Genomic DNA, 26,108 nt, shown 5'->3' on the forward strand with positions numbered 1-26,108 from the left:
GTTTTTGAGTCCACCCACAGCGGATCACAAGATCAATCGATGTGCTTATGCGCCTTGTAAGAAGAGCGCACCAGGGCGCCACTTTCAACATGACGGAAACCCATTTCCAATCCGATTTCCCGATATTTATCAAATTCCTCAGGTGTGACAAAGCGTTTCACAGGAAGGTGTTTCTTAGAAGGTTGCAGATACTGTCCAATGGTAACAACATCAACGCCGACCTCTCTTAAATCTTTCAGGGATTGAAGCACCTCCGCTTCCTCTTCGCCCAGACCCAGCATAATACCGGATTTTGTCCTGCGGGCTCCGTTATCCTTGAGGTAACGTAAAACACCCAGGCTCCGGTCGTATTTTGCCTGTATGCGTACTTCCCGCGTGAGGCGGCGCACGGTTTCCATATTGTGTGAGATAACCTCAGGTCCTACTTCGAGGATACGATCAAGATGCCTTTCGATGCCCTGAAAATCCGGGATGAGCGTTTCAAGCGTGGTTTCCGGATTCATTCTCCTGATCGCCTTGACGGTCTCGGCCCACAGAATGGATCCCATATCTTTCAGGTCATCGCGGTCTACTGAGGTGACCACCGCGTGCTTGATCCCCATTATTTTTATGGAACGGGCTACTTTTTCCGGTTCAGCCCAGTCCACTTCCTCCGGCCGTCCTGTTTTCACTCCGCAAAAGCCGCAGGAACGGGTACAAACATTCCCCAGAATCATAAAGGTTGCTGTGCCTTCGCCCCAGCATTCCCCCATATTCGGGCAGCTCCCCGAGGTGCAGATCGTGTGCAGGTTGTAGGTATCCACCAGGCTTCGAAGTTGGGTGTATTTCTTACCCGTGGGCAATTTTACCCGCAGCCATTTCGGTTTTCCTTTTGTCGGGCTGACCGGATCTGCAGTGGTAGTACTCATAGCTCGATTTTTAGCAAATATACAAACAAAATTAGGGTTAAAACGCGATATGGAAGGGGAGTGGTGGGTGCGTTTCGAATCGGGTTTATCCGTTTCGCTGCCTTTGGGAAATAGCGGTAGCCAGCAGTTTTTTTGCCCTGAGGAGTTTGATTTTTACATTGCCCAGGGGTTCGTTCAGGTCTTCGGCAATTTCAGCGTAACTCATTTCCCGGAAATACCTTAATTCGATCACACGGCGATAGGCAGGCTTGAGTTTTTTGATATTCTCCAGAAGTGTTTTCAGGTTTTGATCGATGATAAGCTGATCTTCAGCACTGGGACTCTCATCCAATACCTTTTTCATCGCGTCTCCTGAATGATTCTCTCTTTGCTCGAGGACATTGCGTTTCCGCTTCCTCAATAAGTCCACATGCAGGTTTTTGGAGATGGTAATCAACCAGGTATTAAAACCGAATTTAGGATCGTAGGAGTCGAGCTTATCAAATGCACGCGCAAAGGTCTGTATCGATATATCCTCGGCGTCGTTTTCGTTTTGGGTGCGTCTGAGTTGAAATCCGTAAACCTCAGGCCAGAAGCGGTCCATGAGTTGACTAAATGCCTTTTGGTCCCCTTCCCTGGCTTTTGATATAGTCTCTAATATGATGTCTTCTTGCGGGGGCAATAGCCGTTGATTATATAGATAAAGGATGTTTTTGGGGTTATCCCGCTGTATCAGGATTGGATTTCCTGCTTGCAATCCTGCTCAGATGGCAATTTCCCGCACATCCCGCAGGCTTCTCCATCCTGATTGAGAAAGGGGTTCTGGCTGGCACAGGTTCCCGCAAATTTACCGTTTTTCCTGGACCAGATTTTAATGGTGATTCCCGCAAATGCGAGGCCTAACAATCCAATGGTGAGTAAAACGAGTTTCATCTGCTATATTTTGGTCAAAGATACAAAAAAAGCCCCTTTTCGAAAGGGGCTTTGGTAACGGTTTAACGTCGATATCAATACTTAATGTTGGCGACGATATTCTGAACGGAAGGCGCGACATTTCCACCCTTGGGTTCTATGGTGATATACCCCAGGGCCTTTTCCCCATAGGGTAGGGCCATCAATTTGTCCTTGTCTTCTATGTCTTTAAGAATACCCAGGTTTACCATGGAACCATTCACCTCCGCCCACATTTGATAACACTGATCTTCCGGAAGCTGAGGTAAATTTCGGACATTGATGTACGACAGTTTTTTTATGGGGTTCACATAGGCAATTGCCTTGAGTTCGCGAGCTTTCTTGTTTCCATTGACCACATATTTGCGCGTCCCGGGATTATTAAGCACGATAAACTGGTTCCGGACATCCTCCAATTGTTCTTTCATATCTGCTTCCAATACCCGAATCTGATCGGTTACCATGGCGTTTTCCTGTTGCAGGTTCTGGTTTTGGTTCCAGAAGAAAAAGGAGGAGGCTGCAAAAAACAGCGTAGCGATACTGGCGGCGACGGCAAATCGCATAAAGCGTCTGCGACCTGTATGTTGATTGCGAATTTGTTGCTGAATCCGCTCCTTTAAGCCATCCGGGGTCTTCAGGGCGTACAAACGGGCGAAAGTCTCGAGATTATCCTCAAGTTCGCGGTAAGTATCCCGGACTTCCGGATACATTGCGATATAGCGCTCTACCTGATTGGATTCTTCCACAGTAGTGTGTTCCAGCAGGTATTTTTCCAGCAAATCGGACTCCAGAAAATCACGTACTTTATCTTTCATAACCAATGCGATAAACAAATTAATACTACAGAGGCCGCTCCGTATATTTTTTTGAGCTCCCGAAGGCCGATTTTCAACCTGGACTTTATAGTTCCCAGGGGAATATCGAGCTCTTCACTCGCCTCCTGCTGTGTCATCCCTTCAAAAAAGAGCGCCTCCAGCACAATTTGGTATTTTGGTTCAATCTTATCGAGCTGCTTGCGCATGTCAATCAGCTCTGGCCGAATGCCCTCCACACCTAGATTATATACGTCGGAAACATCCATTTGGATTTCTTTGTCAGACTTATTCCCCAGACTGCGGATTTTATCGATGGCCGTATTGCGGGTTATGCGAAACAGCCAGGTAAAGAGTTTGGCTTTTGCCGGATCATAAGTATGGGACTTATTCCAGATCTTGATGAAGCTCTCCTGTACCACATCCTGAGCGAGATCCGCATTGCGCACAACCTTGAATGCAACTCCGTAAAGCGTATCCCCATAGTGTTCATAGAGCAGGGAAATGGCTTTGTCATTGCTCTCCTTAAGCAAATCAACAATATGTTTTTCCAGCAGGGTGCTCATCAGTTGGGGAGGTCGCTAAACATGAAGGAATTCGTTTAAAAAGTTCTCCTTCAAATCGTATTTAGATAAACGCTAAGATAAAGATTAGATTGTTACCACGGTGGCTGTTCTTTCGTGCATAGAAGTGAAATTGCTGTCCCTCATCCGCACCTCTCGGGCCTTTCCAAGGCCTGAGGTCGATTCCGGAGGCAGTTCCCCCCTGTAATACAGGAAGATCGCAGGAATTGGCCTTGTGGCCTAAACGATATTAACTTCCGGAACGATGGCAATCCCGTAGGTCTCCTGGACGGTTTGTTGTATCTGGCGTGCCAGCTTCAGGACCTCCTGGCCACTAGCATTTCCATAATTCACCAGTACAAGTGCCTGTTTCTGGTGCACCCCGGCGTCTCCTTTTCGATACCCTTTAAATCCGCACTTTTCAATCAACCATCCGGCCGGGACTTTTACCCTTGCTCCTTCTTGCGGGTACCCCGGCAACTCCGGGAAACGTTCTTTCAAAATTGCGTACTGAGCGGTGGGAATCACGGGATTCTTAAAAAAAGAGCCGCTATTTCCAAGCACCTTCGGATCGGGGAGTTTACTTTGGCGGATGGCAATGACGGCTTTGGCCACATCCCCGGGAGCAGGTTCGGAAATTCCCATGCGATGGAGTTCTTCCTGAATGGCTCCGTAAGAGGTGGAGAGTCGGTGATTGGTCTGGGTAAGCTTCAGCTCTACCGAGGTAATAATGTATTTGCCTTTACCCTCCTGTTTGAAAAAGGAATCCCTGTACCCAAAACTGCAGTCTTCAGCTGTAAACCGGTGAAGGATCCCTGTTGCCATTTCAACCGCCTCACAGGCGTGAAACACATCCTTCAATTCCACACCATAAGCTCCGATATTCTGAATTGGAGCTGTCCCACATTTGCCAGGGATAAGGGCGAGATTTTCAAGGCCACCTAGCCCTTTGCCCAGGCTCCAGAGTACAAGTTCATGCCAGTTTTCGCCGGCCATGGCCCGAATAATTGCTGTTTGTCCATCCTGGGAAAGGATCTCCTTGCCCTGAATATTTATATAAAGCACCAAAGCCCGGAGGGGGGCGGTCAGCAAAAGGTTGCTGCCCCCACTGAGGATAAAGAAATCCGGGTGATCCTCAAAACTCAGTGCCTTTAGAAGGGTATCTAAGGAGTCGATTTCAACGAAGGCTTCTGCAGGCAGATCAATGCCAAAAGTATTGTATGGCTTTAGTGAGACATCTTTTAGAACCTCCATCAGCCCGGGTAGATTTCAAGTGCTTTTCCGAGAATCTGAACGGCTTTCCGCAATTGTTCACGTTCCAGGACATAGGCAATCCGTACCTCCCGGGTTCCCAATCCCGGAGTAGCGTAAAATCCGGCTGCCGGGGCGACCATAACCGTTGCTCCTTCCCATTGGAATTCTTCGAGCAGCCATTGGGCGAAATGGTCCGCATCGGCCACAGGGAGTTCAACCATGCAATAAAACGCCCCCTGAGGCCTGGCGATGCGAATACCCTTTATTTTCGAAAGGGCTTCGAGCAGAAGGTCACGTCTTGCGGTATACTCCCGAATGACATCATCGAAATAGGATTGCGGAGTGTCCAGGGCAGCTTCACTGGCTATCTGTGCCAGGGTAGGGGGAGAGAGGCGTGCCTGGGCAAATTTCAGGCAGACGGCCATCAGATCTTTATTGCGACTTACAATACACCCGATTCGGGCCCCGCACATACTGTAACGTTTGGAAACGGAATCCACCACCACGGCATGGGCTTCCATTCCGGGTTCCTGCAGAATCGAATAGTGTTCCTTTCCGTCATATGCGAATTCGCGGTACACTTCATCCGCAATGAGAAACAGGTCATGCTTGCGAACCAGCTCGGACAATTTCTGAACCTCTTCCTGGCTGTAGAGGTACCCTGTAGGATTCCCGGGGTTGCACAAGAGGATTGCCCGGGTACGCGGAGTGATGTAATCTTCAAAGGACTCTATCGGGGGCAGGGCAAAGTTATCGGAGATATCAGAGGCCAAAGGAATCACCTTAACCCCATTAGCAACCGAAAATCCGTTGTAATTGGCATAAAAAGGTTCGGGAATGATGATCTCGTCCCCGGGGTCCGCAATGCAGCCCATCACAAAGGACAGGGCCTCAGAACCCCCTGTGGTTATCAGGATTTCTTCAGGGGTGACCTCAATACCGTGTTTGCTATAATATTGAGCGAGTTTTATACGATAACTCTCATTTCCTTCACTTCGGCTGTATTCCAACACCTCAATTGGCGCCTTACGCACGGCGTCAAGTGCGTGAGTCGGTGTTTTGATATCGGGCTGGCCGATATTAAGGTGGATGACTTCAACGCCTCTTTTTTTGGCGGCTTCGGCGTAGGGAACCAGCTTGCGAATGGGCGAGGCGGGCATGGAAAGGCCTTTTTTGGATAAAGCGGGCATAAGAGATAGTGGTTATTCCACAAAAATGAGAAATCCCATTGGAGTAAGCAACACAAAATATCAGTGGTTCAGTGGAACGGTAAAGGACACACTTGATCCAATGGAATGTTAAAAACGGCGGTCGTATCGTTTTTTTTGCTACTTTAAGAGTATAGTAGGCTAATTATGAGGTTTTTGCGGCAATACAGGCTTTGGGTTTTCACAGCATTTTTGTTTGTGGCCGGGACTGCTGCTGCCCAGTATTACGAACTTCCGGAAGATGAGGAACGTACAAACCGCATTCACTTTCAACTGATCAACAATTTAATGGTGATCCCCATGGAAGTCAATGGGGCCTCCCTGAATTTCATTCTGGATTCTGGCGTAAGCAAACCCATTCTTTTCAATATTTCGGATCAGGATTCCATTGAATTACGGGATGTGTCCAAGATTACCATTCGCGGTTTGGGGAATGGAGAACCGGTGGATGCCCTGCGCTCCCTGGGGAATACCTTCAGAATCAATTCGCTCAAGAACCTGAATCAGGAACTCTACGTGGTTTTAAACAAGGAGATGAATTTTTCCTCCAGCCTCGGGATTCCTGTCCATGGCATCATAGGTTATGACCTTTTCAGGGATTTCGTAGTGGAAATCAACTACAACAGGCAGTTTATCAGGTTCCACGATCCGCAGACCTACCAGTCAAAAAACCGTAAGGATGAGGTCACCCTGCCGCTGACCGTTACTAAAAACAAGGCCTTTCTTCACGGCTCTGTCGTGGTGGATAGTCAGGGTGAAATCCCGGTCAAACTGCTCATGGATACCGGAAGCAGTGATGCCCTTTGGCTTTTTCCCGATGCGGAAAAAGGGTTGTCAATTCCGGAAAAGCACTATGAGGATTATCTCGGCAAGGGCCTGAGTGGAACAATCTACGGCAAGAGAACCAAGATACGCCAGGTACGGTTAGGGGATTTTATCCTAAATGATGCCAAAACCGCATTTCCGGATATGGAGTCCTTTAAACTGGCTACCAACCTGGGGGACCGAAATGGCAGCGCGGGCGGTGAGTTGCTCAAGCGCTTTAATATGATTGTCAATTACCCGGGCCAGCAGATTACCCTTTCTAAAAATGCGCTTTTCGATAAACCCTTTCAATTTAATTTGGCAGGGATTGAACTTGAACATGCCGGAATTCGGTACATAGCGGAACGCATCGCGCATTCCAATGGCTTTGTCCAAAAGGATGAAAGTACGTACAGCAGTGTTCAGATTATGGTTGGCTCCCAGACGCGGTTGAGCCTGGTTCCTGAAATTGTGGTTTCCGCAATCCGGGCGGGCAGTCCGGCGGAGGAAGTCGGGTTGAGGGAAGGAGATGTAATTCTCGCCGTTAACGGCAAGCCAGTCCATCGCTATAAGTTACAGGAGGTACTGGAGATGATCAATTACAAAAAGGGCAAGAATATCAGGCTGCTTATTGAACGCTACAATCAGGATTTGTTATTCTCTTTCGTCCTTCGGGATTTGTTTGAATAAAAAAATCCCCGCGTTTCGGCGAGGATTTTGTTTGCTATTGGGTTGGAAAATTATTTTCCGCTCATAGGTTTAACGGTTCCCTTGATCTTCAGGATCGTTGTCGGTGTATCCGCATTGGACAAAACCGTTATCGCCTTCCGAATGGGTCCGGGCCGGTTTGTATCGTATTTTACCTGTATCTCGCCAGTCTCTCCGGGCATGATCGGTCCTTCTGGTTTCTTTGGGATTGTACAACCACAACTGGAGCTTACCTTGCTGATAATCAAAGGCGCATTTCCGGTATTCTTAAATTCGAATACCCGAACTCCGTCGCTTCCTTTTTCAATTTCACCATAATCCACTGTATCCGTTGTGAATTCGATTTTAGCAACTTTCTCCTGGGCATTTACCCCCAGGGTCATAAGGCTGATAAAAAGTAGTACTGCCAGATTCTTCATAGTCATTGATTTTGGGTGAACTTCAAATGTAACCAAAGCGGTTCCAACATCCAAAATTCTTTTGTTATGTAGTAACGTTACTTATTTTTGTTTCGTATAAACTTATCCCTTCAAATTGGGGTTCTGAACGGTTTTTAACATCTTTGCACCCTCTGGGACAAACCCCTTATTTCAAAAACCATACCACAACATGGATATCCCTTCAAAATACGATCCACAAAGCGTTGAGCAAAAATGGTATTCACACTGGATGCAGCATGGGTATTTTTACTCAGAACCGGATCACCGCGAGCCCTATACCATTGTAATTCCCCCGCCCAATGTGACCGGGGTGTTGCATATGGGGCATATGCTAAACAATACGCTTCAGGATGTCCTGATCCGCCGTGCGCGCATGCAGGGCCGCAATGCGTGTTGGGTGCCCGGAACGGACCATGCCTCCATAGCTACGGAAGCCAAGGTTGTGGCCAAGTTGGCAGCGGAGGGCGTTTCCAAAGCCTCCCTTACAAGGGAGGAGTTCCTTAATCACGCCTGGGAGTGGACCCGGGAATACGGAGGTGTCATCCTGGAACAGCTCAAAAAACTGGGGTGTTCCTGTGACTGGAAACGCACCAAGTTTACGATGGACCCGGACATGGAGGCCTCGGTTATTTCTGTATTTGTCGATTTGTTCCGGCAGGGATTGATCTACAGGGGGTATCGGATGGTCAACTGGGATCCCCAGGCGAAAACCACCCTCTCCGATGAAGAGGTCCTCTACGAGGAAAAACAGGGTTTTCTGTATCATATCGCCTATCCGGTAGAAGGTTCAGACGAGAAAGTAGTTATTGCAACAACCCGTCCCGAAACCCTGCTCGGTGACACAGCCGTATGTGTAAACCCGGAAGACGAAAGGTATGGACACCTGAAGGGTAAAAAGGTTCGCGTCCCTATATGTGATCGTGTCGTGCCTGTGATACAGGATTCGTATGTCACTATGGATTTTGGAACGGGATGCCTGAAGATTACCCCTGCCCACGATGAAAACGATTACAAAATCGGACAGCAGCACGGCCTGGAAATCATCGATATTTTCAATTCTGATGCGACCCTGAATGAATATGGACTCCACTACAAGGGTATGGATCGGTTTCAGGCCCGGAAAGCCATGGTAAAAGAACTGGAAGCCGAGGGGTATCTCGTTAAGACAGAAGCATATACAAATAAAATCGGGACCTCTGAGCGCACCGGGGCCGTTATTGAACCCAGGCTGTCCGATCAGTGGTTTCTGAAAATGAAAGACCTGGCGCAACCCGCCATGGACGCTGTCCTGGAAAGTGGGGATGTCAGCCTGGTACCTTCAAAATTTGATAATACCTACAGGCACTGGATGGAAAACATCCGGGATTGGAATATTTCAAGGCAGCTTTGGTGGGGCCAGCGTATCCCGGCCTATTATTACGGACCCGGAAAGAACCAGTTCGTGGTGGCCGCCACCGTTGAAGAGGCCATTGAATTATCCAGGGCGGAAAGTGGCAACCCCGAACTGCAACCAGCAGACCTTCGGCAGGACGAAGACGTACTGGATACCTGGTTTTCCTCCTGGTTATGGCCCATCAGTGTCTTTGGGGGCATTCTGGATCCGGAGAATGAAGAAGTCTCCTATTACTATCCGACAAGTGACCTGGTTACGGCCCCGGATATTTTGTTTTTCTGGGTAGCGCGAATGATTATGGCCGGCTACCATTTCCGTGGGGAGAAACCCTTTAAAACGGTTTATCTTACCGGATTGGTTCGTGATAAACAAAGGCGTAAAATGTCTAAATCCCTTGGGAATTCCCCTGACGCTTTGGAACTTATCGCCCAGTACGGGGCAGATGGGGTCCGGGTTGGCCTTCTTCTCAGCGCGCCGGCTGGGAATGACCTGCTTTTTGAAGAGAGTCTCTGTCAACAGGGTAAGAACTTCTCCAATAAGGTTTGGAATGCGTTTCGCCTGGTCCAGGGCTGGGAAGTTGCTGCCCTTCCTCAACCCGAAGAGGCGCGTCTGGGAATTAAATGGTACAGGGCTCGTTTTATGAAAACCCTGGATGAAATTGAGGGCCATTACGCGAAATATCGGATATCAGATGCGCTGATGGCCACCTACAGGCTTATCTGGGACGATTTTTGTTCCTGGTTGCTGGAGAGTGTAAAACCCGCCTATGGGGCTCCAATAGACCGCACTACCTATGAAGAGGTTATTGCGATTTTTGAGGACAATCTGAAGTTGTTGCATCCTTTTATGCCCTTCCTCAGCGAGGAAATCTGGCAACTTATGGCCGAGCGAAAACCGGAGGAGGCCCTGATCGTAGCTCCGTGGCCTGAGCAGGCTTCGTTCTCCCAGGAGCTGCTGGATGCGTTTGATTTTGCACGGGAGGTCATCTCAGGGGTTCGGACGATTCGAAAGGAGAAGCAAATCCCTTTTCGCGAAGGTGTGAGCCTCTACGTTTTGAATGAAGAAAAAACAGACCCTGAATGGGATGTGTTAATTCGCAAACTGACCAACACCACAGAAATCCATTATACGGATCAGGCTCCGGAAGGGGCGCTTTCGTTTCGGGTTAAAAGCAACGAGTACTACCTGCCTTTGGAAGGTGTAGTCGACCTGGGATCGGAAATCGAGAAAATTGAGGAGGAACTCAGCTATACACGGGGCTTCCTGACATCTGTACAGAAAAAACTCTCCAACAAGCGCTTCGTGGAAAACGCCCCGGAAAAAGTGGTTGCCCTGGAACAGAAGAAAGCCGCCGACGCCCAGGCCAGGATAGAAACCCTGGAAAAAAGCCTGGCGAACCTGAAATAGCTGGTTGCCCCCTTCGATTCGGAAAAATGGGGTATGGTCCTTTGGTGAAGCGCAGGCAAAAGAGCTCTGGAATTAAAAAAGCCAGTCCTGAGACTGGCTTTTAAAAGAATTAACTAAACGTTTCGACCATAGATAAAGCTGTACCTTTATCACTGCTAAAATACCTCAAAGAACCGGACGGGGGGATTAGCTGAAATCAAATAAGGTTAATAAAAGATTAATCTGTTTAAGAAGGGGTTAATTCCCTGGTTTTGGTGAGAATCATTCCTTTTTTGCACTATGGCCCGCAAGCGAGTTTTCTTCATAGCCCTCTTTGTTATTTCCATTATCGGACTCGCCATCGTGCAGTATCGCTATCTCAAGATTGGCCTGAACCTGGCACGTGTACAATTCAGTCAGAAAATAGCTCTGGTAGGGGCAGACATACAGAAAGACTTCTACGGACGGAACCAACTTACTTTCCTATTGGCCAATGCCATGGAACGAGACACGAGTTTTTTTAGAACCGAACCTGCCGAACTCGAGGACGCTTCCAGGTATTTCCTGGAGGACTATCTGCGGGAGCGGCTGGTGGACCACGAGATCGACAGGGAGTTCAGTTTTGCCCTTAAGGCCAGGGATAGTAGTTATTACCTGCGATCGGCGCGCAAACAAAGGCAGGAGGAGAAGGACTATTTGTACCCTATTGAGCTGAGAGGGTACCTGGCAGACCGACTTGAAAAGCGTATGGTCCTTCAGCTTGAATTCCAGAACCTCGACCGGTATTTTCTTTCACAACTCAATGGCCTCACCCTGCCAAGCCTCCTGTTCCTATTGGGGATTCTCGGAGTGGTATTATGGGTTTTGCGCACGTACTACTGGCAGCGCAAAGTAATTACCACGACCAATGAATTCATCAATAATCTTACGCATGAATTGCGCACGCCTGTTTTCTCGATCAGTTTGGCGACCAAAATCCTCGACTCAAAACTCGGGGCAGATGAAAAAGAATTTACGGGACGCATCCTGGATGAGACCAAAAAATTGAGCACACATATCGACAAGGTGCTCGAATTGGGTTCGTTAGAACACGGACGGACCGTAATTGAAAAGAAGCGCATGGATTTCAGGCCTTCTCTGGAACGCTTGTGTGCCGATTTCAGGGCCCTGTGCCAGCTGGAAGAACGGGTATTTACCTATGATCTGGATCCGGGACCTTACCAGATGAATGCTTCGGTTTTCCACCTTGAGAACGCCATTAATAATCTTCTGGATAACGCCCGGAAATACGGCGGAGATGCGCCGATCAGCCTTTCTGCCACAAAACAAAAGAAGTACCTTGAGATACAGGTGCGCAACGGTGGAACTCCCATCCCTGCAGAGGCTTTGAATGAAATTTTCAAGAAATACTACCGCCTCCCTGTTGGTGATCGACAAAAGGTACGCGGATATGGATTGGGCCTGAGTTATGTCCGCACGGTTGCCGAAATGCACCATGGGAAAGTTTCAGCGTTAAGCGATACTGCAAAAGGAACCGTTTTACGGTTTGTTGTACCTTTAGAATCCAATGAATCATAAGATGTATACGCTTCTTTTGGTGGAAGATGATGCCTCTCTGGGCTACCTCCTTTCAGAATACCTGAAAATGAAGGGTATGGAACTCATTTGGGTTCAAAAGGCCTCTGAAGTCATTCCCTTGCTGGAACAACGGGGATTCGACCTTCTGATCCTCGATGTGATGATGCCTGAAATGGATGGCTTTACGTTAGGGGCCGAAATTCACCAGCGCTATCCGGAGATCCCTTTTTTGTTCCTCACGGCAAAATCCATGAAGATCGATGTATTGAAAGGGTTTTCAGTAGGGGCTGTGGACTACCTTAAAAAACCCATTGATGAAGAGGAACTGGTGGTTCGGATAGAAACCCTGCTGTCCCGTCTGGGCAGTCAGGAGCCGGATGAGGTTTCCCGTACAAGTCTCGGCCGGTATGTCTATGACCCTCAAAATCAGTGCTTATACCTTGATAAAGAGGAGCTTTCACTTACCACCCGCGAGAATGAATTGCTTTCATATCTGGTCAGGCACCAGAACCGGCTGTGCTCCCATTCGGACATCCTAAAACGCCTGTGGGGTCGGAATGACTACTTCAACCGTAAAAGTCTTAATGTGTTTATTACGCGGCTTAGAAAACTTCTTGAAAAGGATCCGGAATTGCGTATCGAGAATGTCCATGGGCAGGGGTTTATTCTGAGGATGCCTGTGCAGCCAAAATAAGATGTGTCTTTAGTTTTCGTATTTTTGCACCTAAAAAATAAGATGAAAAACATTTGCTTTAGCGGTCTGATACTCCTGGGACTCCTGGGAACCGCATGTAATTCAGATTCCGATTCGGATACAGATCCTCCGGTTGTACTACCACCCATCGAGGTCCGCACCGAAATTCCCGATAGTAATTTTGAGGCTGCCCTGGTGGCCCTGGACCTGGATGACGAAGTCGATGGATCCGTCCTTACCTCCCGAATTGTGGGCATAACCCGCCTTGACGTGGAAGCAGAAGGAATCTCAGACCTGAGCGGGATTGAGGATTTCGCGGCGTTGATAGATCTCAATGTCAGGAGCAACGAACTGGTAAGCCTGGATGTAGCGTCAAATTCAGAGCTCCTTTTTGTTTGGGCGGAGAACAATGAACTCACAAGCCTGAACCTGGGTGCCAACCAGAATATTGAAAAGGTCGGAGCTTCAGGAAACAACCTGACCGGGCTTACGGTTACGGAGTACTCCACCCTCCAATTGCTGGATTTGGCCAATAACAGTATTGAAGCTATGGATGTCTCTACCTTGCCCCTACCTACATTCAATGAGTTTGCCATTCAAGGGAACCCCCTGACCTGCATATTGGTAAGTCCGGAACAATTTGAAGCTATTCCTCCATCATGGTCGAAAGATGAAGAGGATACCTGGTCGCTGGACTGCGAGTAGGCTTTTAAGTATCCCCTGGTGTCCCGGCTGAAGGTGTTTGCCTAAAGAAGGGAAAATAAATAAAAAAAGCTACCCAATAGGAGTTGGGTAGCTTTTTTTATCCTTACGTCCTAACCCGGGGCCTTCGTAAAGTAGGCAGGCCCCCGGCGGGATCAGGCTCAATATATCAGTTCGGGGAATACCATATGGGGGAGGTATACGCCCTTTCACGGGTTGTCATTTTAGCTGCTTTTGGCATGGTTACACCATAATTTTTAGCGTCAAATGCGGTCCATCTTGGGGTTGGGATCTCCATCACCCTGGCGTAATACACAGCAGGCATTCCAGGATCGAAATCGGGATCTTTCCAGACGCCTATGAGTTCCGGGTCCCCAATGGTATTGGTCCATGTGGCTTCTTGTACGTTAACCGTATTGCCCACATCCGGGAGCTTTCCATCGCGCCCTGGCTTGCGTTTTTCTGCATCGCCCCAAACGACATCGTAGACCTTTTCATTTCTCTCGCCTGCCGAGTCCACCCAGCCTTTGACGATCTGTATGCGATCGAGGTTTCCGGATAGGGGGTCTTTACGCGCAGCGACCAGGAATGTAGGTGCTGATTTGGCGTTGGGGGCAGCAGGCAGGTCGGCGCCCATGGGAACTCCTTTAACATAACCGACATCTGCCGGGAGTCTGTTGTTGGCATCGCTTGCAACAAAATTCCAGCCGCCAAAGAACCTTACGGTCATACGCGGGCCGGTTGTGGCGTAGGTTTCCTTGCGCATCATCGCATCAAAAAGCGCCTCTCGGGTATTCTCCTCTGCCCATACCGCAGCAAGGCCGGAGGCAACCATATCCCAGCTTTCATAATTCCCATTATCGGTTTTTGCCATCGGGTGCTCAAAACGAAGTGCATTGGGCTCTGTACCTGAGTGCTTGCCGAAGAAATTGTCTTCTTGTGTAGTGGCCAGACCGGTATGGCTGTCTGTGGAGCCAATCATCCCAAACTTGTATGGATTTGTCCCCAATTTCTTTTCCAGTTGTAATCCTGTCTGTAAAGCAGTCCGGGCGTATTCGTACTGAAGCATGTCGTCCGTTTTTTTAACGGAAAGATCCAAATTCCCCTGATCCCAGGTCTCGTAATCCGCGAATTCATCGTTTGGGGAGAGAAATGCGTGGGCCTCCCCATCTCCCTTTATTTGCGTCGCTTCGTAGAGTGGCTCCCATTTTGCCCTGTTGTCCGCATAGGTCTTATCCAGGGGTTTTCCGGTAAAAGAATCCACAATCGGGAACATGATCCCGTTGCTCAGGTTACCATTATGGGCAATTGCCAGTACATTTCCCCCCGATTTGTTTTCGTATTGTTCCATCCAATTCCACAAATCGACCGGGTTATCACTTCCCTGTGGCCTTAAAGTTGTATAGGGTAGGGCCATATTGGCCTTCTGACCCCCATCGCGATATACAACTACTCTGTGCAGGTTATTTCCAGCGGTATTGGACGTCCATTCAAATCCGATAAAGGCTGTGAAGATACCCGGCCTGTTGTTGGCTTCTGCCGCTTCAATGGTCTCTTCCCAGGCGGATTGATAAGCAGGGTCTCCGGGCCGGGACTCCAGTGCTGGAGGAAAGGTTCCCTGAGAGAAGCCCTCAATTACCTCTACGGCAACCTGTACGCCTTCCTGTCCACCTTTCCGAACCATTTCGTACCATCGTTTACCGGTGGGGTCTTTCAGCATTTCGGCGTCCCCGGCATAAAGCCTGGGGAAGAATCCCATATTATCTGAATGGTCGGCAACGACCAGGAAATCCAGGGGTCTGGAAAGTTTTACGGGAAGTCCTGTCGAGGAAACGAGCTCCGCTCCTGCGGCAAATCGGAAGGCATCATCCGGTTTCAGCCGGGCGCCGAAAGCCCCGGCGTCCATGGACATCCCCGTATGCAGGTGGGTATCCCCAAAGTACACGCCAGTCGGGAAATTCCGGCCGGCGTATGGGGAATAATTATCGATTTTCTTTTGTGGAAGGTCGTCCTTGTCCGGAGTGGGTAGTCCGGGAGAATGCTGGGCGAAAAGCCCTCCGGATAGTACCATTGTAATAGCTAGGAAAAAGGTTGTTTTCATGAGTCTTAATTCTGACCCCTTAAGGTACGAAATAAGGGCCGATTTTTTGGAGTTTAGGAGGTTTTATTCTCCAATTTAAAGCTTGTTTAATTAGTTTATTACCGACTATTAATGAGGCTTCTCTTATGTCGGCTAGGTAAAATTTGTCCGCCGTACGGAAAAAAAATGTAGTTCCATCCGTCCCTGAGTGTACCCGGAAATGGAATGATGCAAAAAAAGATTTTCCGGAACGTCGCCTATTCAGGCATAGGTGATAAATACATCGGTTTTAGTATTTTTGAGTGATACTTTGCACCCATGGAAACCTATGCCAAAGCCCTTTTGTACGCCATCCCGTTCTTCATCGTCCTGATGCTGATCGAGATTGGGTACGGCTATTTCAGGAAAAATCAGAAATACAAGGTGATGGATACGGTGAGTTCCATTAGTTCCGGGCTTACCAATATAGTTAAGGATTCCCTGGGGCTGGGGGTGATCCTGGTCAGCTACCCGTACCTGGTAGAACATCTGGCGCTCTTCCAGATTAAGGCCACATGGATGGTATGGTTGGTCGCCTTTTTTGCCATAGATTTCGCGGGATACTGGAACCACAGGCTGAGCCATCATGTGAATATATTCTGGAACCAGCATGTGATCCACCACAGCAGTGAGGAGTTTAATTTGGCCTGTGCCTTGCGGCAGTCCATTTCCAACCTGGTAGGGTATTTCCCCCTGATGCTTATCCCGGCTGCCCTTTTGGGCGTTCCGGAACAGGTAATCGCTATTTTGGCTCCCGCCCATCTTTTCGCCCAGTTCTGGTACCATACCCAGCATATCGGTAAAATGGGCTGGTTGGAATACATCATCGTAACACCCTCTCAACACAGGGTACACCATGCGATTAATCCTGAATACATCGACAAGAACCTGGGGCAGGTACTTTGTGTCTGGGACCGGCTCTTTGGGACCTTTCAGGAGGAACTTGAAACAGTACCACCTCAGTATGGGGTTCTGAAACCTGCGCATACTTGGAACCCGATCCACATAAATTTTCAGCACCTATGGAGGATCATGCAGGATGCATGGAGGACAAATAACCTCTGGGATAAGGTGCGTATTTGGTTTATGCCTACGGGTTGGCGCCCGGCAGATGTCGCTGAGAAATACCCCATAGAGATAATTGCCGATGTTTATAACTTCAGGCGTTACGAGCCCCAAACTTCGAATTTGCTCAAAGGCTATGCTATTTTTCAGGCCCTTTCCACGCTTGGACTGCTGCTTTTTATGTTCTACAATTATTCCGGTATCGGGTTTCAGGGACTCCTGTTATTCGGGGCCTTCATATTTGCGGGAATCTATGGGTACACTACCCTGATGGACGGGAAGCGTTATGCTGTATGGATTGAGGTTACCCGTGTGGTCTTTGGGTTTGCGGTCCTGGCCATGACGGGGGACTGGTTTGGTTTAGGAGCGTTTTGGTCAGGAGGTCCTCTATGGGTTGCGCTCTATTTTGGAATTACACTGGCCGGCACCGTATACTTCGGTTTTATTGAAAATCGGCCCGCTGGGGATTCGGTGGCAATCTGAAAGGTTAGGAGAGTTTGCGCACGTGGTTTTCCACCAACTCGATGTAGGTTTGCATGGCGATTTCAGGTGACACGTCCTGTGCCTGAATAAGTGCGTTTGCTTTAAATGCGTTGATGAGGGGGGTCTTACTCCCGGGATTACTGTAGTTGTTATGCGCTATTTTGTAGTAGGCATAGAGTTTTAAGAGTAAATCAGCAGGAAGCAAGCGGTTATAATTGTTGATATAGGCAACCGCTTCTTTAAAATCCTTATGTAGTTTTTCATTCTTCATCCTCAGGCGCCAGGGTTGCAATACAGGTTTTTGCACCTACCACTTTTTGGTTGAGTTTTACGGTAATCACACTATCTAAAGGTAGCAACAAATCTACTCTGGAACCAAATTTAATAAATCCGGCATCCGCACCCTGTTGTACACTCTCTCCTTCTTCTGCATAGTTAACGATTCTCCGCGCCATGGCCCCGGCGATTTGACGGTAGCCGATTTCACCAAAAAGAGGTGTCCGTATCACCACGGTTGTACGTTCGTTTTCAGTGCTCGATTTGGGATGCCATGCGACGAGATATTTTCCGGGATGGTATTTGGAGTAGGATATGGCTCCGCTTGCCGGGAAGCGTGTTACGTGCACATTCAGGGGGGACATAAAGATGGAAACCTGTATTCTTTTGTCCTTGAAATACTCGGTTTCCTCAACTTCTTCTATAGCGACTACTTTGCCATCAGCAGGAGCGAGGATTTCGTCAAAAGTCCGGGCGGCCACTCTTTTGGGATTTCTGAAAAACTGTAAAATCAAAACGAGGATGAGTATTGCCCCTGCCTGTATGGAGATTCTCAACCAAATGGGCTCGATGTAGAACTGGGCGACCAATGTCAGGGCGGCACACAGGAAAAAGGCAACCAGAATAATGTTTTGGCCTTCCTTATGAAACATACTGAAATATGATTAGCGTTAAATAGGCGAAAGGAGCTGCAAATACCAGGCTGTCCAAACGATCCAGCATTCCTCCATGCCCGGGTAGTATGGCGCCACTGTCTTTAACGCCTGCTGCCCGTTTTAGTTTGGATTCTATAAGGTCTCCCAAACCTCCGGTGACCACGACGACCAAGGCGAGGATGAGCCACTGTGTGTTATTGAGAACCGGGGCATAACGACCCAACATATAAGCTGCTATTAATGTAAAAACTAATCCCCCCAAGCTTCCTTCTATGGTCTTTTTGGGAGAGATCGCGGGATAAAGCTTATGTCGCCCCAGGGTTTTACCCACCAGATAGGCAAAAGAGTCATTTACCCAGATCATAATGAAGATACCCATAATAAGATATTTTGCAAAAAAATCATCCTGATAAGGAATCATGGTGAGGAAAATACAACCTCCGCCCAAATAGAACAGACCGATCAGGTATTTCTGAAACAAATTAAACGCTTTAAGTTTCGGAGAGAACAGATAGGTGATCAGGCCTATGTTGACTGCAATGGTCAGGAAGAGCAAAGTGTGGATCAGGACGGGATCCCGGGTAAGGTAGATAAAGACCCACCATAAGGCGAGGTAGCCCATAAAAATATAGTACCCCTTAAGGAGAACCAGCCTTTTATATTCGTAGAGGCAGGCCAGGCCGAAAACCATAAAAAGAAAATCATACGCATCCGAGCTGAGGAAAACCGCTGATAGAAGAAGCATTACATAGACGACTCCGGTCAATACCCTTCTTAACACCTCCCTCATCTTATAGATCTTCCAGTAATAAGAGGTATAAATGTTTGGAGCTGCTTCCATAGGTTAGAAAATCTACGGAATCTCCTTCTGTTGTAGGCTTAAAATGTTTTAGGGTGGTAATATTGGCGGGGATTCGCTGCCTGTACTTCTTTTTGATGATTTTCAGACCTTCACCAATAGATTCAACCAGTTGGCTGGTAGTAGCCAAAACAACAATATTCTCAGGGATCTCAGAGAGCTTTTTTTCCAGCAACTGGTTTGAGCTCACCAGGATGGAACCATTTTGGGCGATCAGGTGTTCGCAAGTCGTAAAGAAAACCTCACTGTCCGAGGCGGTGCGCGAAAATCGGATATTCTGATCTGAAAAACGCTCTTCCAGGGAGGGATTTAAAATATAAAAAGGCGTTTGCTCCCACTGGTTTTCCTGGATGATATTTTTCATTCCCTCGAGAACCTCCCCAAAATCATCGCAGTAGATAAACTTGCCCCCATTCTTTTTAAATTGAATGGTGAATTTCTCATCCACAGGTATTTTTAAATCAGGCATGTGGGCACCACGGGTCTGAACGGTCTCTTTGGAACCTTTCTTTTTCTTTCCTCCTCCAAAAAGTTTATCAAAAAAGCCCATGTACTTTGCCAGGTATTCTTTGAGGTTACAGGACCCTTAAACTAAAAAAGCGGTCCTAATGGTCTGTTTATTTCGTTTCGTCAATTGGTTCCTCAGAAATTTCAGGAGCCGGGGATTCCGGATCTTCCGAAGCTTCTTCTGATTCAGGAGGTATTATTGCCTTTTCCTGCCCAAGGGCATCAAATCGCTTTTCAAAAGGACGCTTTCCAAAAATCCGCTCCAAATCCTCTTTAAAGATAACTTCTTTTTCCAAAAGAAAATCGGCTAACACTTCCAGCTTGTCTTTATTCTCTTCCAGAACCTGAATTGCCCGAACGTATTGCTCCTCGATGATCTTGGATATCTCGGCGTCGATCTTACGGGCCGTTTCCTCACTATAAGGCTTAGTAAAGCCGTATTCCGACTGACCGGACGAATCGTAAAAGGTCACGTTTCCAATTTCGTCATTCAAGCCATAAATTGTAACCATGGCCCGCGCTTGCTTTGTCACCTTCTCCAGATCACTCAGGGCCCCAGTGGAAATTTTATCGAAGATAACCTTTTCCGCTGCCCGACCCCCAAGGGTTGCGCACATTTCATCCTTCATCTGTTCAGGGCGAACTAAAAGGCGTTCCTCTGGCAAATACCAGGCTGCGCCTAATGACTGCCCCCTTGGAACTATAGTAACTTTCACCAAAGGTGCCGCGTGTTCCAACATCCAGCTTACGGTAGCGTGACCCGCTTCGTGATAGGCAATGGTTTTTTTCTCCCCTGGAGTAATTATTTTATTCTTTTTTTCGAGCCCTCCAACAATTCGGTCAACGGCATCGAGGAAATCTTGTTTTGTAACGGCCTTTTTCTCCTTACGCGCTGCGATCAAAGCCGCCTCATTACAGACATTGGCAATATCCGCTCCTGAGAATCCAGGGGTTTGACGGGCGAGGAAATCCAGGTCCAGGGTCTCCGCCGTCTTGATCGGACGCAGGTGAACTTCAAAAATTTCTTTACGTTCCCGGATATCGGGCAGATCTACATAAATCAGGCGATCAAAACGTCCGGCACGCATCAGGGCTTTATCCAGAACGTCAGCCCGGTTTGTAGCGGCAAGCACAATCACGTTCGTGTTGCTGCCAAAACCATCCATTTCTGTCAATAGTTGGTTCAGGGTGTTTTCCCGTTCATCATTAGACCCGGTAAAGTTATTTTTCCCCCTGGCGCGGCCTATGGCGTCAATTTCATCAATAAAAATAATGGAGGGAGATTTATCCTTGGCCTGCTTAAAGAGGTCTCGTACCCTGGAAGCACCAACCCCCACGAACATCTCGACAAAATCCGATCCGGACAGGGAGAAGAAAGGTACTTTAGCTTCCCCGGCCACGGCTTTGGCCAGGAGGGTTTTACCGGTACCCGGAGGTCCTACAAGTAAAGCCCCTTTGGGGATTTTACCCCCAAGGGAGGTGTATTTATCCGGATTCTTGAGAAATTCTACGATTTCCTCAACCTCTTCCTTGGCGCCTTCAAGACCCGCTACGTCCTTAAAAGTGGTACGCGTATCCGTCTTTTCATCAAAGAGTTTGGCCTTGGACTTACCGATATTGAATATCTGTCCTCCAGCTCCTCCGGCTCCTCCTCCGGACATCCGTCTCATGAGGTAAATCCATATCCCGATAATCAGGACAAATGGCAGTAAGGTAAACAGAAGTTCCATCAGTACATTGGACTCCGTATCATAGTCCACGACCGTATCCAGGTTGTTTTCCTGCTTGATCTTCTTGATATCGTTTTCAAAATTCTGGAGATCCCCATAGTCAAGAACATACTGTGGTACGCTTCCCGAGGTTAAAGAAAAGGGTTTATCAGCCACATCTTTATGGACATCTTTAGCCAGGGCCTCCTGTGTGAGGAAAACCTTCGCCTGCCGCGCATTGGTGATGATCAGGATCTTGTCGATATCCCCATTCCTCAGAAACTCCTGTAACTCAGAGGTTGTAGTCTTGCTGGTTGGGGAGAAGCTATCGTTCCCGATAAACTGGTATCCGATAAGAAATAGGATGATAACTCCGTAAATCCACCATGAACTAAAGCGGGGTTTTTTTTGTGGGGTATTGCTATCTTTTGCCATTGAATTTTTTCCTAATTAAAGCTGCTTTCTACGAGAGTAACCTTGGCGTCGCCCCAAAGGCCCTCTATATCGTAGTACTCGCGTGTATGTTTTTGGAAGACATGAACCACTACATTCACATAATCCATGAGCACCCATTCTGAATTCTCAGATCCTTCTACATGCCATGGTTTGTCATTGATGGCTTTACTGACGGTTTTCTGTATGGAATTTACAATTGCGTTGACGTGGGTATTGGACGTTCCACTGCAAAGAATAAAGTAGTCGCAAACTGTGTTTTCAATTTCCCTTAAGTCCAGGATATTAATGTCTAAACCTTTAACTTCTTCTATTCCGTGTAAGATTAAGGCAATCAATTCATCTGCGCTCGCTTTCCGATTCTGCATTCAAAGAATTTAGTTTGTGCAAAGTTATTATTTTTTTGTTTTTTGAGGCCCCGCTTTTAACATAAGGTTATTAGTGCTAAAATGAACCCGAATGCAGTTGATCAAACTTGATGCCACGGATTCCACCAACACCTATTTAAACCGGTTGTCCAGGCAGGAGAATCTTCCTGATTTTACGGTTGTACAGGCCAATCATCAGACAGCCGGGAGGGGTCAGCGGGGCACCCTTTGGGAAACGGAAGGAGGTAAAAATCTAACATTCAGTGTTTTAAAGAATTTTGGAGCCTTGCCAGCACGCTCACATTTTATGCTTAACATGACCATCTCTTTAAGTGTTTATACTGCTTTGGAAGCCCTTAAAATACCTCATTTGTCTTTGAAATGGCCTAACGACATTCTGTCAGGTAATCGGAAACTATGCGGGATCTTGATTGAAAATCAACTTCAGGGAAATTTTATTGCCCGCAGTATTGTCGGTATCGGACTGAATGTGAATCAAACCCTTTTTGCAAAATTGCCCGGGGCGACCTCTTTAAAAATGGTAACAAAACACGATTTCGACCCCGATGAAGTCCTCTTGAAGGTAATGGAGCAACTCGAATCGGATTTGTCCGGAATGGATGTCGATAACCCAAGGCCTACCCTTGAGCAGTATGAAGCACATTTGTATCTCAAGGACCAACTGTCAGCGTACCGCCGGAAGGATGGATCCTCTTTTAAAGGCACCATTCTGGGGGTGCAGCCGGATGGCCTCCTAAAAATAGCCCTGCCCGATGGCAGGATAGAATCCTTTGGATTTAAAGAGCTGCAATATCCCGCCTTGCGCCAGGACTAAATCACATCGAGTTTCGTGCTCAGGGTGCCCAGGAAATTGGTAATGGGAGACTTTATCATCATGGCCATCATGGCGTTGAACTCTCCTTCAAAGGTCAGGGCAACCTCTGTTTCTTCTGCCTCAATTTCCCGAAGATTAGCCGTCAGGGTAAACGGGAGTTTATCGCTGGCAGCGCCCAGTACAATTTTCTCGTGGGGGGTCTGTTCTTTGCGACGAAGCACAATTTCCGGCATCCCTTTTAAGGCAAAACGAAAAGTATCTTCGTCCAGTACTTCAAAGGTTTGGATGGAATCTGGCATCAACTTCTTAAAATTTGAAAGATCAGAGAGAAAGTCGTAAACTTCTTTCTGTGATTTGCCAACATTTTTTACGGGTGCTTCTAAATGCATATCAGGGTTTCCAATTTTCAGGGTTTTCTCTCCACGCTTTAAGGGTCTCCAGCTGATTCTGATTTACATACCCCGTTTTAGAAGCCTGAGAGATTAATGATTCGTAATTGCTGAGGGTGTTCAGTGAAAGTTCCCTCGATTTAAAGCGCTGTTCCGAGAGTGCAAAACCATAACTGAATACGGCCAGCATCCCTTTCACCTTAAGTCCTGCCGCTTCCAGGGCATCAACTGCTTTTAAACTGCTTTGCCCGGTGCTGATAAGGTCTTCCACCACGACGACCGTCTGGCCTTCGGTGGCGTAGCCTTCAATTTGGTTCTGACGTCCGTGTCCTTTGGGTTCCGGTCGCACATATATAAAGGGAAGCCCCATTTGTTCGGCTACAAGGACACCAATTCCTATCGCCCCGGTCGCTACCCCTGCAATCACATCGGGTCGGCCGTAAAGCTCTTCAACCTGCCGGGCCATTTGCTCCCGAACGAAATTCCGGATCGCAGGGTATGACAGCAGGATGCGATTGTCGCAATAAATCGGAGATTTCCAGCCAGAAGCCCATGTGAAGGGATTTTCAGGTCTTAATTTAATTGCATTTATTTGTAGCAATAGCTCTGCTGTCTTCAGCGCAGTATCTGTATCTAAAACCATGGTGTAAATGTATAAAGTTTTTGTGAATGAACGACCTCTGATCCTCACAGATAAAATCCGTGAAAAAGGAGACGGTGCATACTTTATGATGAATGAAAGCGAAGTGCTTGCCGCTGTGGACGGATTGCGCAAGAAAAAGATCGATAAAGCTTATATATATCATCCGAATCACGAGGAAATTCTGAATAAATTTTCGAAGTACATACCAAGGGTAGTGGCTGCAGGAGGGGTGGTGACCAATAAAAAAGGAAAGGTGCTTTTTATCTACCGAAATGATAAATGGGATTTGCCCAAAGGGGTTCAGAAAAAGAAGGAAAACCTCGAGGAATGCGCACTTCGGGAAGTGGAAGAAGAAACCGGCGTGCAGAACTTAAAAATTGAGAATTTCCTCCGTACGACCTACCATATTTTTAAGCGAAACGGGAAACTGAGACTCAAAGAGGTGCACTGGTTCGCCATGAAAACAAACTATGACGGAAAACTCGTAGGTGAGGAAAAAGAAGGAATCGTGAAAGTTAAATGGAAGGGACCTGAGAAGATCCGGAAGGCCCTTGAAAAATCGTATATCAATATCCGGATCCTCTTTGAGCCACCTTCGCTTTAAGAGTTTCACTCTAAACGGTATACAGGGTACTGCAAATGGGCGGGTTCATAATTAGGGCTCTGTTTAAAGAGCCAGTCCAATTGCCTGTAGGAACTGCCCGCAAAATCCGGGTCCCCCTGCTTTTTTGCTTCAAACTGCGCCCTGAGTTCCGCATTATCCCGGAGCATTTCAGCAGCCGTATCTTCAAAGACATAGGGCGAAAAGCCTTCTTTCTGCTGCAGAACCGTATCGAAAAAATTCCAGCTAAAGAAAGAATCCGGAAGTTCGGGTTCCAGGGCTTCCAGCACATACCGTACGCCCTCCTGATGGGTCGGAATCCAGAGATCTCCTTTTTTAAATTCCCGTGTTTCTGATTGCGCACTTACGCGTGTTTGGTAATGCGGATAATGGCCTTCATAGGGGCGGGTGTATGTTGCAAAATCTTCTATCCGGTAACTTGTCACCTTAAGGGAACTGTCAGAGGCGAACTCACGGTAGGTAATGCCGTTCCAATCAAGCCTTTCGCGAACCCGTTCCCAGCTGCCGGGAAGGATATACGCCCTGGGAATGCGAATTGAATCCCGGGATCTGAACTTATTGTAATAGGGAATTTGAGGTGTTACGGGCTTTTGTCTGTTGTACTGAAGCCTGGAGTGTCCCGTAACCTGACTTGTTACCGTATCCGCCTGGTATCCCTGGAAGTCCAGGACTTCGAAAGCGGTGGAGTCCACCTCCCATCCAAAGGGATAATAGGCTCCGGGCAGAAATGCCTCTGGGGCCTCTTCCTTAAACCTTTTTAGGGCATCTTTATGGGTTTCTGCCAGTGCCAGTAAACTAAGCATTAAATCATAAGTTCCCGCCACCCTGGAGGGATACGACTTCAGCATGTGGGTCTCGACCATGAGCCCAGGGGTATTCCAAAGTGAGGCGTAACCCGTGGAATATCGGGGGTAGTCCATGAATTGAGAGAAACCGCCATCAGGGGGACGGTTAAATACATTGACGTAGGGGGTAATATCCCAGTCTCTTGCCTCAAGGGCCTTTTCAAGCCCGGGCCGGAGCGTTTTATTCACAAAATAGCCCGGGGCTCCACCCAGCTTATTGTGTTGGGTAAACAAATGGGTTAGGGTATACTGGTAGTCAGCTCCATTGCTTACATGAGTATCCAGAAACAAATGCGGGCGAACGAGTCTGAAAATAGCGGCAAAGGTGCGGGCATTGTGCGTATCCATTTTCAGGAAATCCCGGTTGAGGTCGTAATTCCTCGCATTGCCCCTGAAACCATATGATTCCGGACCATTCTGGTTGGCGCGGGTCGTCGAATTCCGGTTTAAGGCCCCACCGATATTATAGATGGGAATCGCACTAACGACTACATTCTCAGAGGTCGCTACGGCCCCACTGGCTAAATCCCGCATGAGCGCACTGGTGGCGTCAATTCCGTCCGGTTCCCCAGGATGAATTCCGTTTAGAATGAGCAACATTACTTTATCCCTGCTGAGTTTTTGGAAGTCGAAGCCTCCATCGGGGTTATAGGTAACCAGGTGCAATGGCACTCCACTATCCGTTTCACCGATGGTCTGTAAATTGATCTGAGGATATTCCCGGGCCAATTCCCGATAGAAGGATATCAGTTCCTCATAAGTAGCTGTCGTATTTCCGTCCCCTTTTTCAAAAGGGGTCTTAATTTCCGCGCTGGAATTCTTGGGATCCGCCTCGCAGGAGACCGAAAAGATCAAAAACAACAAAGCAAGGGGTACAAAAGAACGCATATAGATGGAAT

General features: G+C 47.8%; 26 protein-coding genes. 8 read left to right on the forward strand and 18 right to left on the reverse strand.

Annotation, left to right across the window (positions count from 1 at the left end):
- Nucleotides 1–32: 32 nt before the first annotated feature.
- The 7 genes from lipA to QU605_RS12765 all read right to left on the reverse strand — a co-directional run bounded on the left by lipA (nt 33) and on the right by QU605_RS12765 (nt 5,657).
- Nucleotides 33–908, reverse strand: a complete 876-nt coding sequence (gene lipA / locus QU605_RS12735; RefSeq protein ID WP_289725708.1) for a lipoyl synthase — start codon at nt 906–908, stop codon at nt 33–35.
- A gap of 85 nt (nt 909–993) precedes the next feature.
- Nucleotides 994–1,569, reverse strand: a complete 576-nt coding sequence (locus QU605_RS12740; RefSeq protein WP_289725709.1) for an RNA polymerase sigma factor — start codon at nt 1,567–1,569, stop codon at nt 994–996.
- A gap of 50 nt (nt 1,570–1,619) precedes the next feature.
- Nucleotides 1,620–1,820: a membrane or secreted protein gene (locus QU605_RS12745; protein ID WP_289725710.1), complete on the reverse strand. Its 201-nt coding sequence runs from the start codon at nt 1,818–1,820 to the stop codon at nt 1,620–1,622.
- 74 nt (nt 1,821–1,894) lie between these two features.
- The gene (locus QU605_RS12750) at nt 1,895–2,653 is read right to left on the reverse strand and encodes an anti-sigma factor (RefSeq protein ID WP_289725711.1); all 759 of its coding nucleotides are present in this window, start codon (nt 2,651–2,653) and stop codon (nt 1,895–1,897) included.
- Nucleotides 2,650–3,216, reverse strand: a complete 567-nt coding sequence (locus tag QU605_RS12755; protein WP_289725712.1) for an RNA polymerase sigma factor — start codon at nt 3,214–3,216, stop codon at nt 2,650–2,652. Before QU605_RS12755 ends, QU605_RS12750 begins: the two co-directional genes overlap by 4 nt.
- Before the next feature lie 237 nt (nt 3,217–3,453).
- A complete protein-coding gene (gene murB / locus QU605_RS12760; protein WP_289725713.1) occupies nt 3,454–4,467 on the reverse strand; it encodes a UDP-N-acetylmuramate dehydrogenase in 1,014 nt (337 codons plus the stop codon).
- Complete coding sequence (locus QU605_RS12765) at nt 4,467–5,657, reverse strand: pyridoxal phosphate-dependent aminotransferase (RefSeq protein ID WP_289725714.1); 1,191 nt, start codon at nt 5,655–5,657, stop codon at nt 4,467–4,469. The genes murB and QU605_RS12765 overlap by 1 nt, the downstream gene beginning before the upstream one ends.
- A 165-nt stretch (nt 5,658–5,822) precedes the next feature.
- On the opposite strand from QU605_RS12765, the gene QU605_RS12770 reads away from it, so the two are divergent.
- A complete protein-coding gene (locus QU605_RS12770) occupies nt 5,823–7,169 on the forward strand; it encodes an aspartyl protease family protein (protein WP_289725715.1) in 1,347 nt (448 codons plus the stop codon).
- 50 nt (nt 7,170–7,219) lie between these two features.
- Here the strand turns inward: QU605_RS12770 and QU605_RS12775 are convergent, their stop codons facing one another.
- The gene (locus QU605_RS12775; protein ID WP_289725716.1) at nt 7,220–7,606 is read right to left on the reverse strand and encodes a DUF1573 domain-containing protein; all 387 of its coding nucleotides are present in this window, start codon (nt 7,604–7,606) and stop codon (nt 7,220–7,222) included.
- A 190-nt stretch (nt 7,607–7,796) separates the two neighbouring features.
- Between QU605_RS12775 and QU605_RS12780 the strand changes: the two genes are divergently transcribed.
- From QU605_RS12780 to QU605_RS12795, 4 genes are all read left to right on the forward strand, one after another.
- Nucleotides 7,797–10,427, forward strand: a complete 2,631-nt coding sequence (locus tag QU605_RS12780; protein WP_289725717.1) for a valine--tRNA ligase — start codon at nt 7,797–7,799, stop codon at nt 10,425–10,427.
- 279 nt (nt 10,428–10,706) lie between these two features.
- The gene (locus tag QU605_RS12785) at nt 10,707–11,984 is read left to right on the forward strand and encodes a sensor histidine kinase (RefSeq protein ID WP_289725718.1); all 1,278 of its coding nucleotides are present in this window, start codon (nt 10,707–10,709) and stop codon (nt 11,982–11,984) included.
- On the forward strand, nt 11,974–12,678 hold the full coding sequence (locus tag QU605_RS12790) for a response regulator transcription factor (RefSeq protein ID WP_289725719.1): 705 nt from the start codon (nt 11,974–11,976) through the stop codon (nt 12,676–12,678). The genes QU605_RS12785 and QU605_RS12790 overlap by 11 nt, the downstream gene beginning before the upstream one ends.
- A gap of 42 nt (nt 12,679–12,720) precedes the next feature.
- Entirely contained in the window at nt 12,721–13,383 is a 663-nt protein-coding gene (locus tag QU605_RS12795) for a hypothetical protein (RefSeq protein WP_289725720.1), read from the forward strand.
- 166 nt (nt 13,384–13,549) lie between these two features.
- Here the strand turns inward: QU605_RS12795 and QU605_RS12800 are convergent, their stop codons facing one another.
- Nucleotides 13,550–15,481 carry a DUF3604 domain-containing protein gene (locus QU605_RS12800; RefSeq protein ID WP_289725721.1) on the reverse strand — a complete coding sequence of 644 codons (1,932 nt, stop codon included), beginning with the start codon at nt 15,479–15,481 and terminating at the stop codon, nt 13,550–13,552.
- Nucleotides 15,482–15,778: 297 nt separating this feature from the next.
- Here QU605_RS12800 and QU605_RS12805 point away from each other — a divergent pair, with 297 nt between their 5' ends.
- Complete coding sequence (locus tag QU605_RS12805; protein WP_289725722.1) at nt 15,779–17,047, forward strand: sterol desaturase family protein; 1,269 nt, start codon at nt 15,779–15,781, stop codon at nt 17,045–17,047.
- Nucleotides 17,048–17,051: 4 nt separating this feature from the next.
- On the opposite strand, the gene QU605_RS12810 is transcribed toward QU605_RS12805, so the two are convergent.
- The 6 genes from QU605_RS12810 to rsfS all read right to left on the reverse strand — a co-directional run bounded on the left by QU605_RS12810 (nt 17,052) and on the right by rsfS (nt 21,875).
- Nucleotides 17,052–17,318, reverse strand: a complete 267-nt coding sequence (locus tag QU605_RS12810; RefSeq protein ID WP_289725723.1) for an acyl-CoA-binding protein — start codon at nt 17,316–17,318, stop codon at nt 17,052–17,054.
- Nucleotides 17,308–17,976 carry a phosphatidylserine decarboxylase family protein gene (locus tag QU605_RS12815; RefSeq protein ID WP_289725724.1) on the reverse strand — a complete coding sequence of 223 codons (669 nt, stop codon included), beginning with the start codon at nt 17,974–17,976 and terminating at the stop codon, nt 17,308–17,310. The genes QU605_RS12810 and QU605_RS12815 overlap by 11 nt, the downstream gene beginning before the upstream one ends.
- Entirely contained in the window at nt 17,966–18,769 is an 804-nt protein-coding gene (locus QU605_RS12820; RefSeq protein WP_289725771.1) for a phosphatidate cytidylyltransferase, read from the reverse strand. The genes QU605_RS12815 and QU605_RS12820 overlap by 11 nt, the downstream gene beginning before the upstream one ends.
- A gap of 1 nt (nt 18,770) precedes the next feature.
- Complete coding sequence (locus tag QU605_RS12825; protein ID WP_289725725.1) at nt 18,771–19,388, reverse strand: LUD domain-containing protein; 618 nt, start codon at nt 19,386–19,388, stop codon at nt 18,771–18,773.
- A gap of 67 nt (nt 19,389–19,455) precedes the next feature.
- Nucleotides 19,456–21,489 (reverse strand): ATP-dependent zinc metalloprotease FtsH, encoded by a 2,034-nt coding sequence (gene ftsH / locus QU605_RS12830; protein ID WP_289725726.1) that lies wholly within the window; start codon nt 21,487–21,489, stop codon nt 19,456–19,458.
- An 11-nt stretch (nt 21,490–21,500) separates the two neighbouring features.
- Nucleotides 21,501–21,875 carry a ribosome silencing factor gene (rsfS, locus tag QU605_RS12835; RefSeq protein ID WP_289725727.1) on the reverse strand — a complete coding sequence of 125 codons (375 nt, stop codon included), beginning with the start codon at nt 21,873–21,875 and terminating at the stop codon, nt 21,501–21,503.
- Between the two features lie 91 nt (nt 21,876–21,966).
- Between rsfS and QU605_RS12840 the strand changes: the two genes are divergently transcribed.
- Nucleotides 21,967–22,710 (forward strand): biotin--[acetyl-CoA-carboxylase] ligase, encoded by a 744-nt coding sequence (locus QU605_RS12840; protein WP_289725728.1) that lies wholly within the window; start codon nt 21,967–21,969, stop codon nt 22,708–22,710.
- Here the strand turns inward: QU605_RS12840 and QU605_RS12845 are convergent.
- Together QU605_RS12845 and pyrE are read right to left on the reverse strand one after the other, a co-directional pair.
- Entirely contained in the window at nt 22,707–23,099 is a 393-nt protein-coding gene (locus QU605_RS12845) for an SRPBCC family protein (protein ID WP_289725729.1), read from the reverse strand. The genes QU605_RS12840 and QU605_RS12845 overlap by 4 nt on opposite strands.
- A gap of 1 nt (nt 23,100) precedes the next feature.
- Nucleotides 23,101–23,742 (reverse strand): orotate phosphoribosyltransferase, encoded by a 642-nt coding sequence (gene pyrE / locus QU605_RS12850; RefSeq protein ID WP_289725730.1) that lies wholly within the window; start codon nt 23,740–23,742, stop codon nt 23,101–23,103.
- 7 nt (nt 23,743–23,749) lie between these two features.
- Here pyrE and QU605_RS12855 point away from each other — a divergent pair, with 7 nt between their 5' ends.
- Complete coding sequence (locus QU605_RS12855; RefSeq protein WP_289725731.1) at nt 23,750–24,346, forward strand: NUDIX hydrolase; 597 nt, start codon at nt 23,750–23,752, stop codon at nt 24,344–24,346.
- A 5-nt stretch (nt 24,347–24,351) separates the two neighbouring features.
- Here the strand turns inward: QU605_RS12855 and QU605_RS12860 are convergent, their stop codons facing one another.
- Nucleotides 24,352–26,097, reverse strand: coding sequence for a M14 family metallopeptidase (locus QU605_RS12860; protein WP_289725732.1), 1,746 nt, complete (start codon nt 26,095–26,097; stop codon nt 24,352–24,354).
- Nucleotides 26,098–26,108 lie beyond the last annotated feature (11 nt).

Origin of the sequence: Robiginitalea aurantiaca, from assembly GCF_030380815.1 — a bacterium.
Taxonomy (GTDB): domain Bacteria; phylum Bacteroidota; class Bacteroidia; order Flavobacteriales; family Flavobacteriaceae; genus Robiginitalea; species Robiginitalea aurantiaca.

What these genes read in the sequence shown, in the direction of transcription:
- QU605_RS12825 (WP_289725725.1), bottom strand. Translation starts at nt 19,388, where the DNA reads ATGGGCTTTTTTGATAAACTTTTTGGAGGAGGAAAGAAAAAGAAAGGT.
- QU605_RS12765 (WP_289725714.1), bottom strand. Translation starts at nt 5,657, where the DNA reads ATGCCCGCTTTATCCAAAAAAGGCCTTTCCATGCCCGCCTCGCCCATT.
- QU605_RS12780 (WP_289725717.1), top strand. Translation starts at nt 7,797, where the DNA reads ATGGATATCCCTTCAAAATACGATCCACAAAGCGTTGAGCAAAAATGG.
- QU605_RS12770 (WP_289725715.1), top strand. Translation starts at nt 5,823, where the DNA reads ATGAGGTTTTTGCGGCAATACAGGCTTTGGGTTTTCACAGCATTTTTG.
- QU605_RS12805 (WP_289725722.1), top strand. Translation starts at nt 15,779, where the DNA reads ATGGAAACCTATGCCAAAGCCCTTTTGTACGCCATCCCGTTCTTCATC.
- QU605_RS12775 (WP_289725716.1), bottom strand. Translation starts at nt 7,606, where the DNA reads ATGAAGAATCTGGCAGTACTACTTTTTATCAGCCTTATGACCCTGGGG.
- QU605_RS12795 (WP_289725720.1), top strand. Translation starts at nt 12,721, where the DNA reads ATGAAAAACATTTGCTTTAGCGGTCTGATACTCCTGGGACTCCTGGGA.
- QU605_RS12750 (WP_289725711.1), bottom strand. Translation starts at nt 2,653, where the DNA reads ATGAAAGATAAAGTACGTGATTTTCTGGAGTCCGATTTGCTGGAAAAA.
- lipA (WP_289725708.1), bottom strand. Translation starts at nt 908, where the DNA reads ATGAGTACTACCACTGCAGATCCGGTCAGCCCGACAAAAGGAAAACCG.
- QU605_RS12810 (WP_289725723.1), bottom strand. Translation starts at nt 17,318, where the DNA reads ATGAAGAATGAAAAACTACATAAGGATTTTAAAGAAGCGGTTGCCTAT.
- pyrE (WP_289725730.1), bottom strand. Translation starts at nt 23,742, where the DNA reads ATGGTTTTAGATACAGATACTGCGCTGAAGACAGCAGAGCTATTGCTA.
- QU605_RS12785 (WP_289725718.1), top strand. Translation starts at nt 10,707, where the DNA reads ATGGCCCGCAAGCGAGTTTTCTTCATAGCCCTCTTTGTTATTTCCATT.
- QU605_RS12820 (WP_289725771.1), bottom strand. Translation starts at nt 18,769, where the DNA reads ATGAGGGAGGTGTTAAGAAGGGTATTGACCGGAGTCGTCTATGTAATG.
- QU605_RS12815 (WP_289725724.1), bottom strand. Translation starts at nt 17,976, where the DNA reads ATGTTTCATAAGGAAGGCCAAAACATTATTCTGGTTGCCTTTTTCCTG.
- murB (WP_289725713.1), bottom strand. Translation starts at nt 4,467, where the DNA reads ATGGAGGTTCTAAAAGATGTCTCACTAAAGCCATACAATACTTTTGGC.
- QU605_RS12840 (WP_289725728.1), top strand. Translation starts at nt 21,967, where the DNA reads ATGCAGTTGATCAAACTTGATGCCACGGATTCCACCAACACCTATTTA.
- rsfS (WP_289725727.1), bottom strand. Translation starts at nt 21,875, where the DNA reads ATGCAGAATCGGAAAGCGAGCGCAGATGAATTGATTGCCTTAATCTTA.
- QU605_RS12855 (WP_289725731.1), top strand. Translation starts at nt 23,750, where the DNA reads ATGTATAAAGTTTTTGTGAATGAACGACCTCTGATCCTCACAGATAAA.
- QU605_RS12860 (WP_289725732.1), bottom strand. Translation starts at nt 26,097, where the DNA reads ATGCGTTCTTTTGTACCCCTTGCTTTGTTGTTTTTGATCTTTTCGGTC.
- QU605_RS12745 (WP_289725710.1), bottom strand. Translation starts at nt 1,820, where the DNA reads ATGAAACTCGTTTTACTCACCATTGGATTGTTAGGCCTCGCATTTGCG.
- QU605_RS12755 (WP_289725712.1), bottom strand. Translation starts at nt 3,216, where the DNA reads ATGAGCACCCTGCTGGAAAAACATATTGTTGATTTGCTTAAGGAGAGC.
- QU605_RS12800 (WP_289725721.1), bottom strand. Translation starts at nt 15,481, where the DNA reads ATGAAAACAACCTTTTTCCTAGCTATTACAATGGTACTATCCGGAGGG.
- QU605_RS12845 (WP_289725729.1), bottom strand. Translation starts at nt 23,099, where the DNA reads ATGCATTTAGAAGCACCCGTAAAAAATGTTGGCAAATCACAGAAAGAA.
- ftsH (WP_289725726.1), bottom strand. Translation starts at nt 21,489, where the DNA reads ATGGCAAAAGATAGCAATACCCCACAAAAAAAACCCCGCTTTAGTTCA.
- QU605_RS12790 (WP_289725719.1), top strand. Translation starts at nt 11,974, where the DNA reads ATGAATCATAAGATGTATACGCTTCTTTTGGTGGAAGATGATGCCTCT.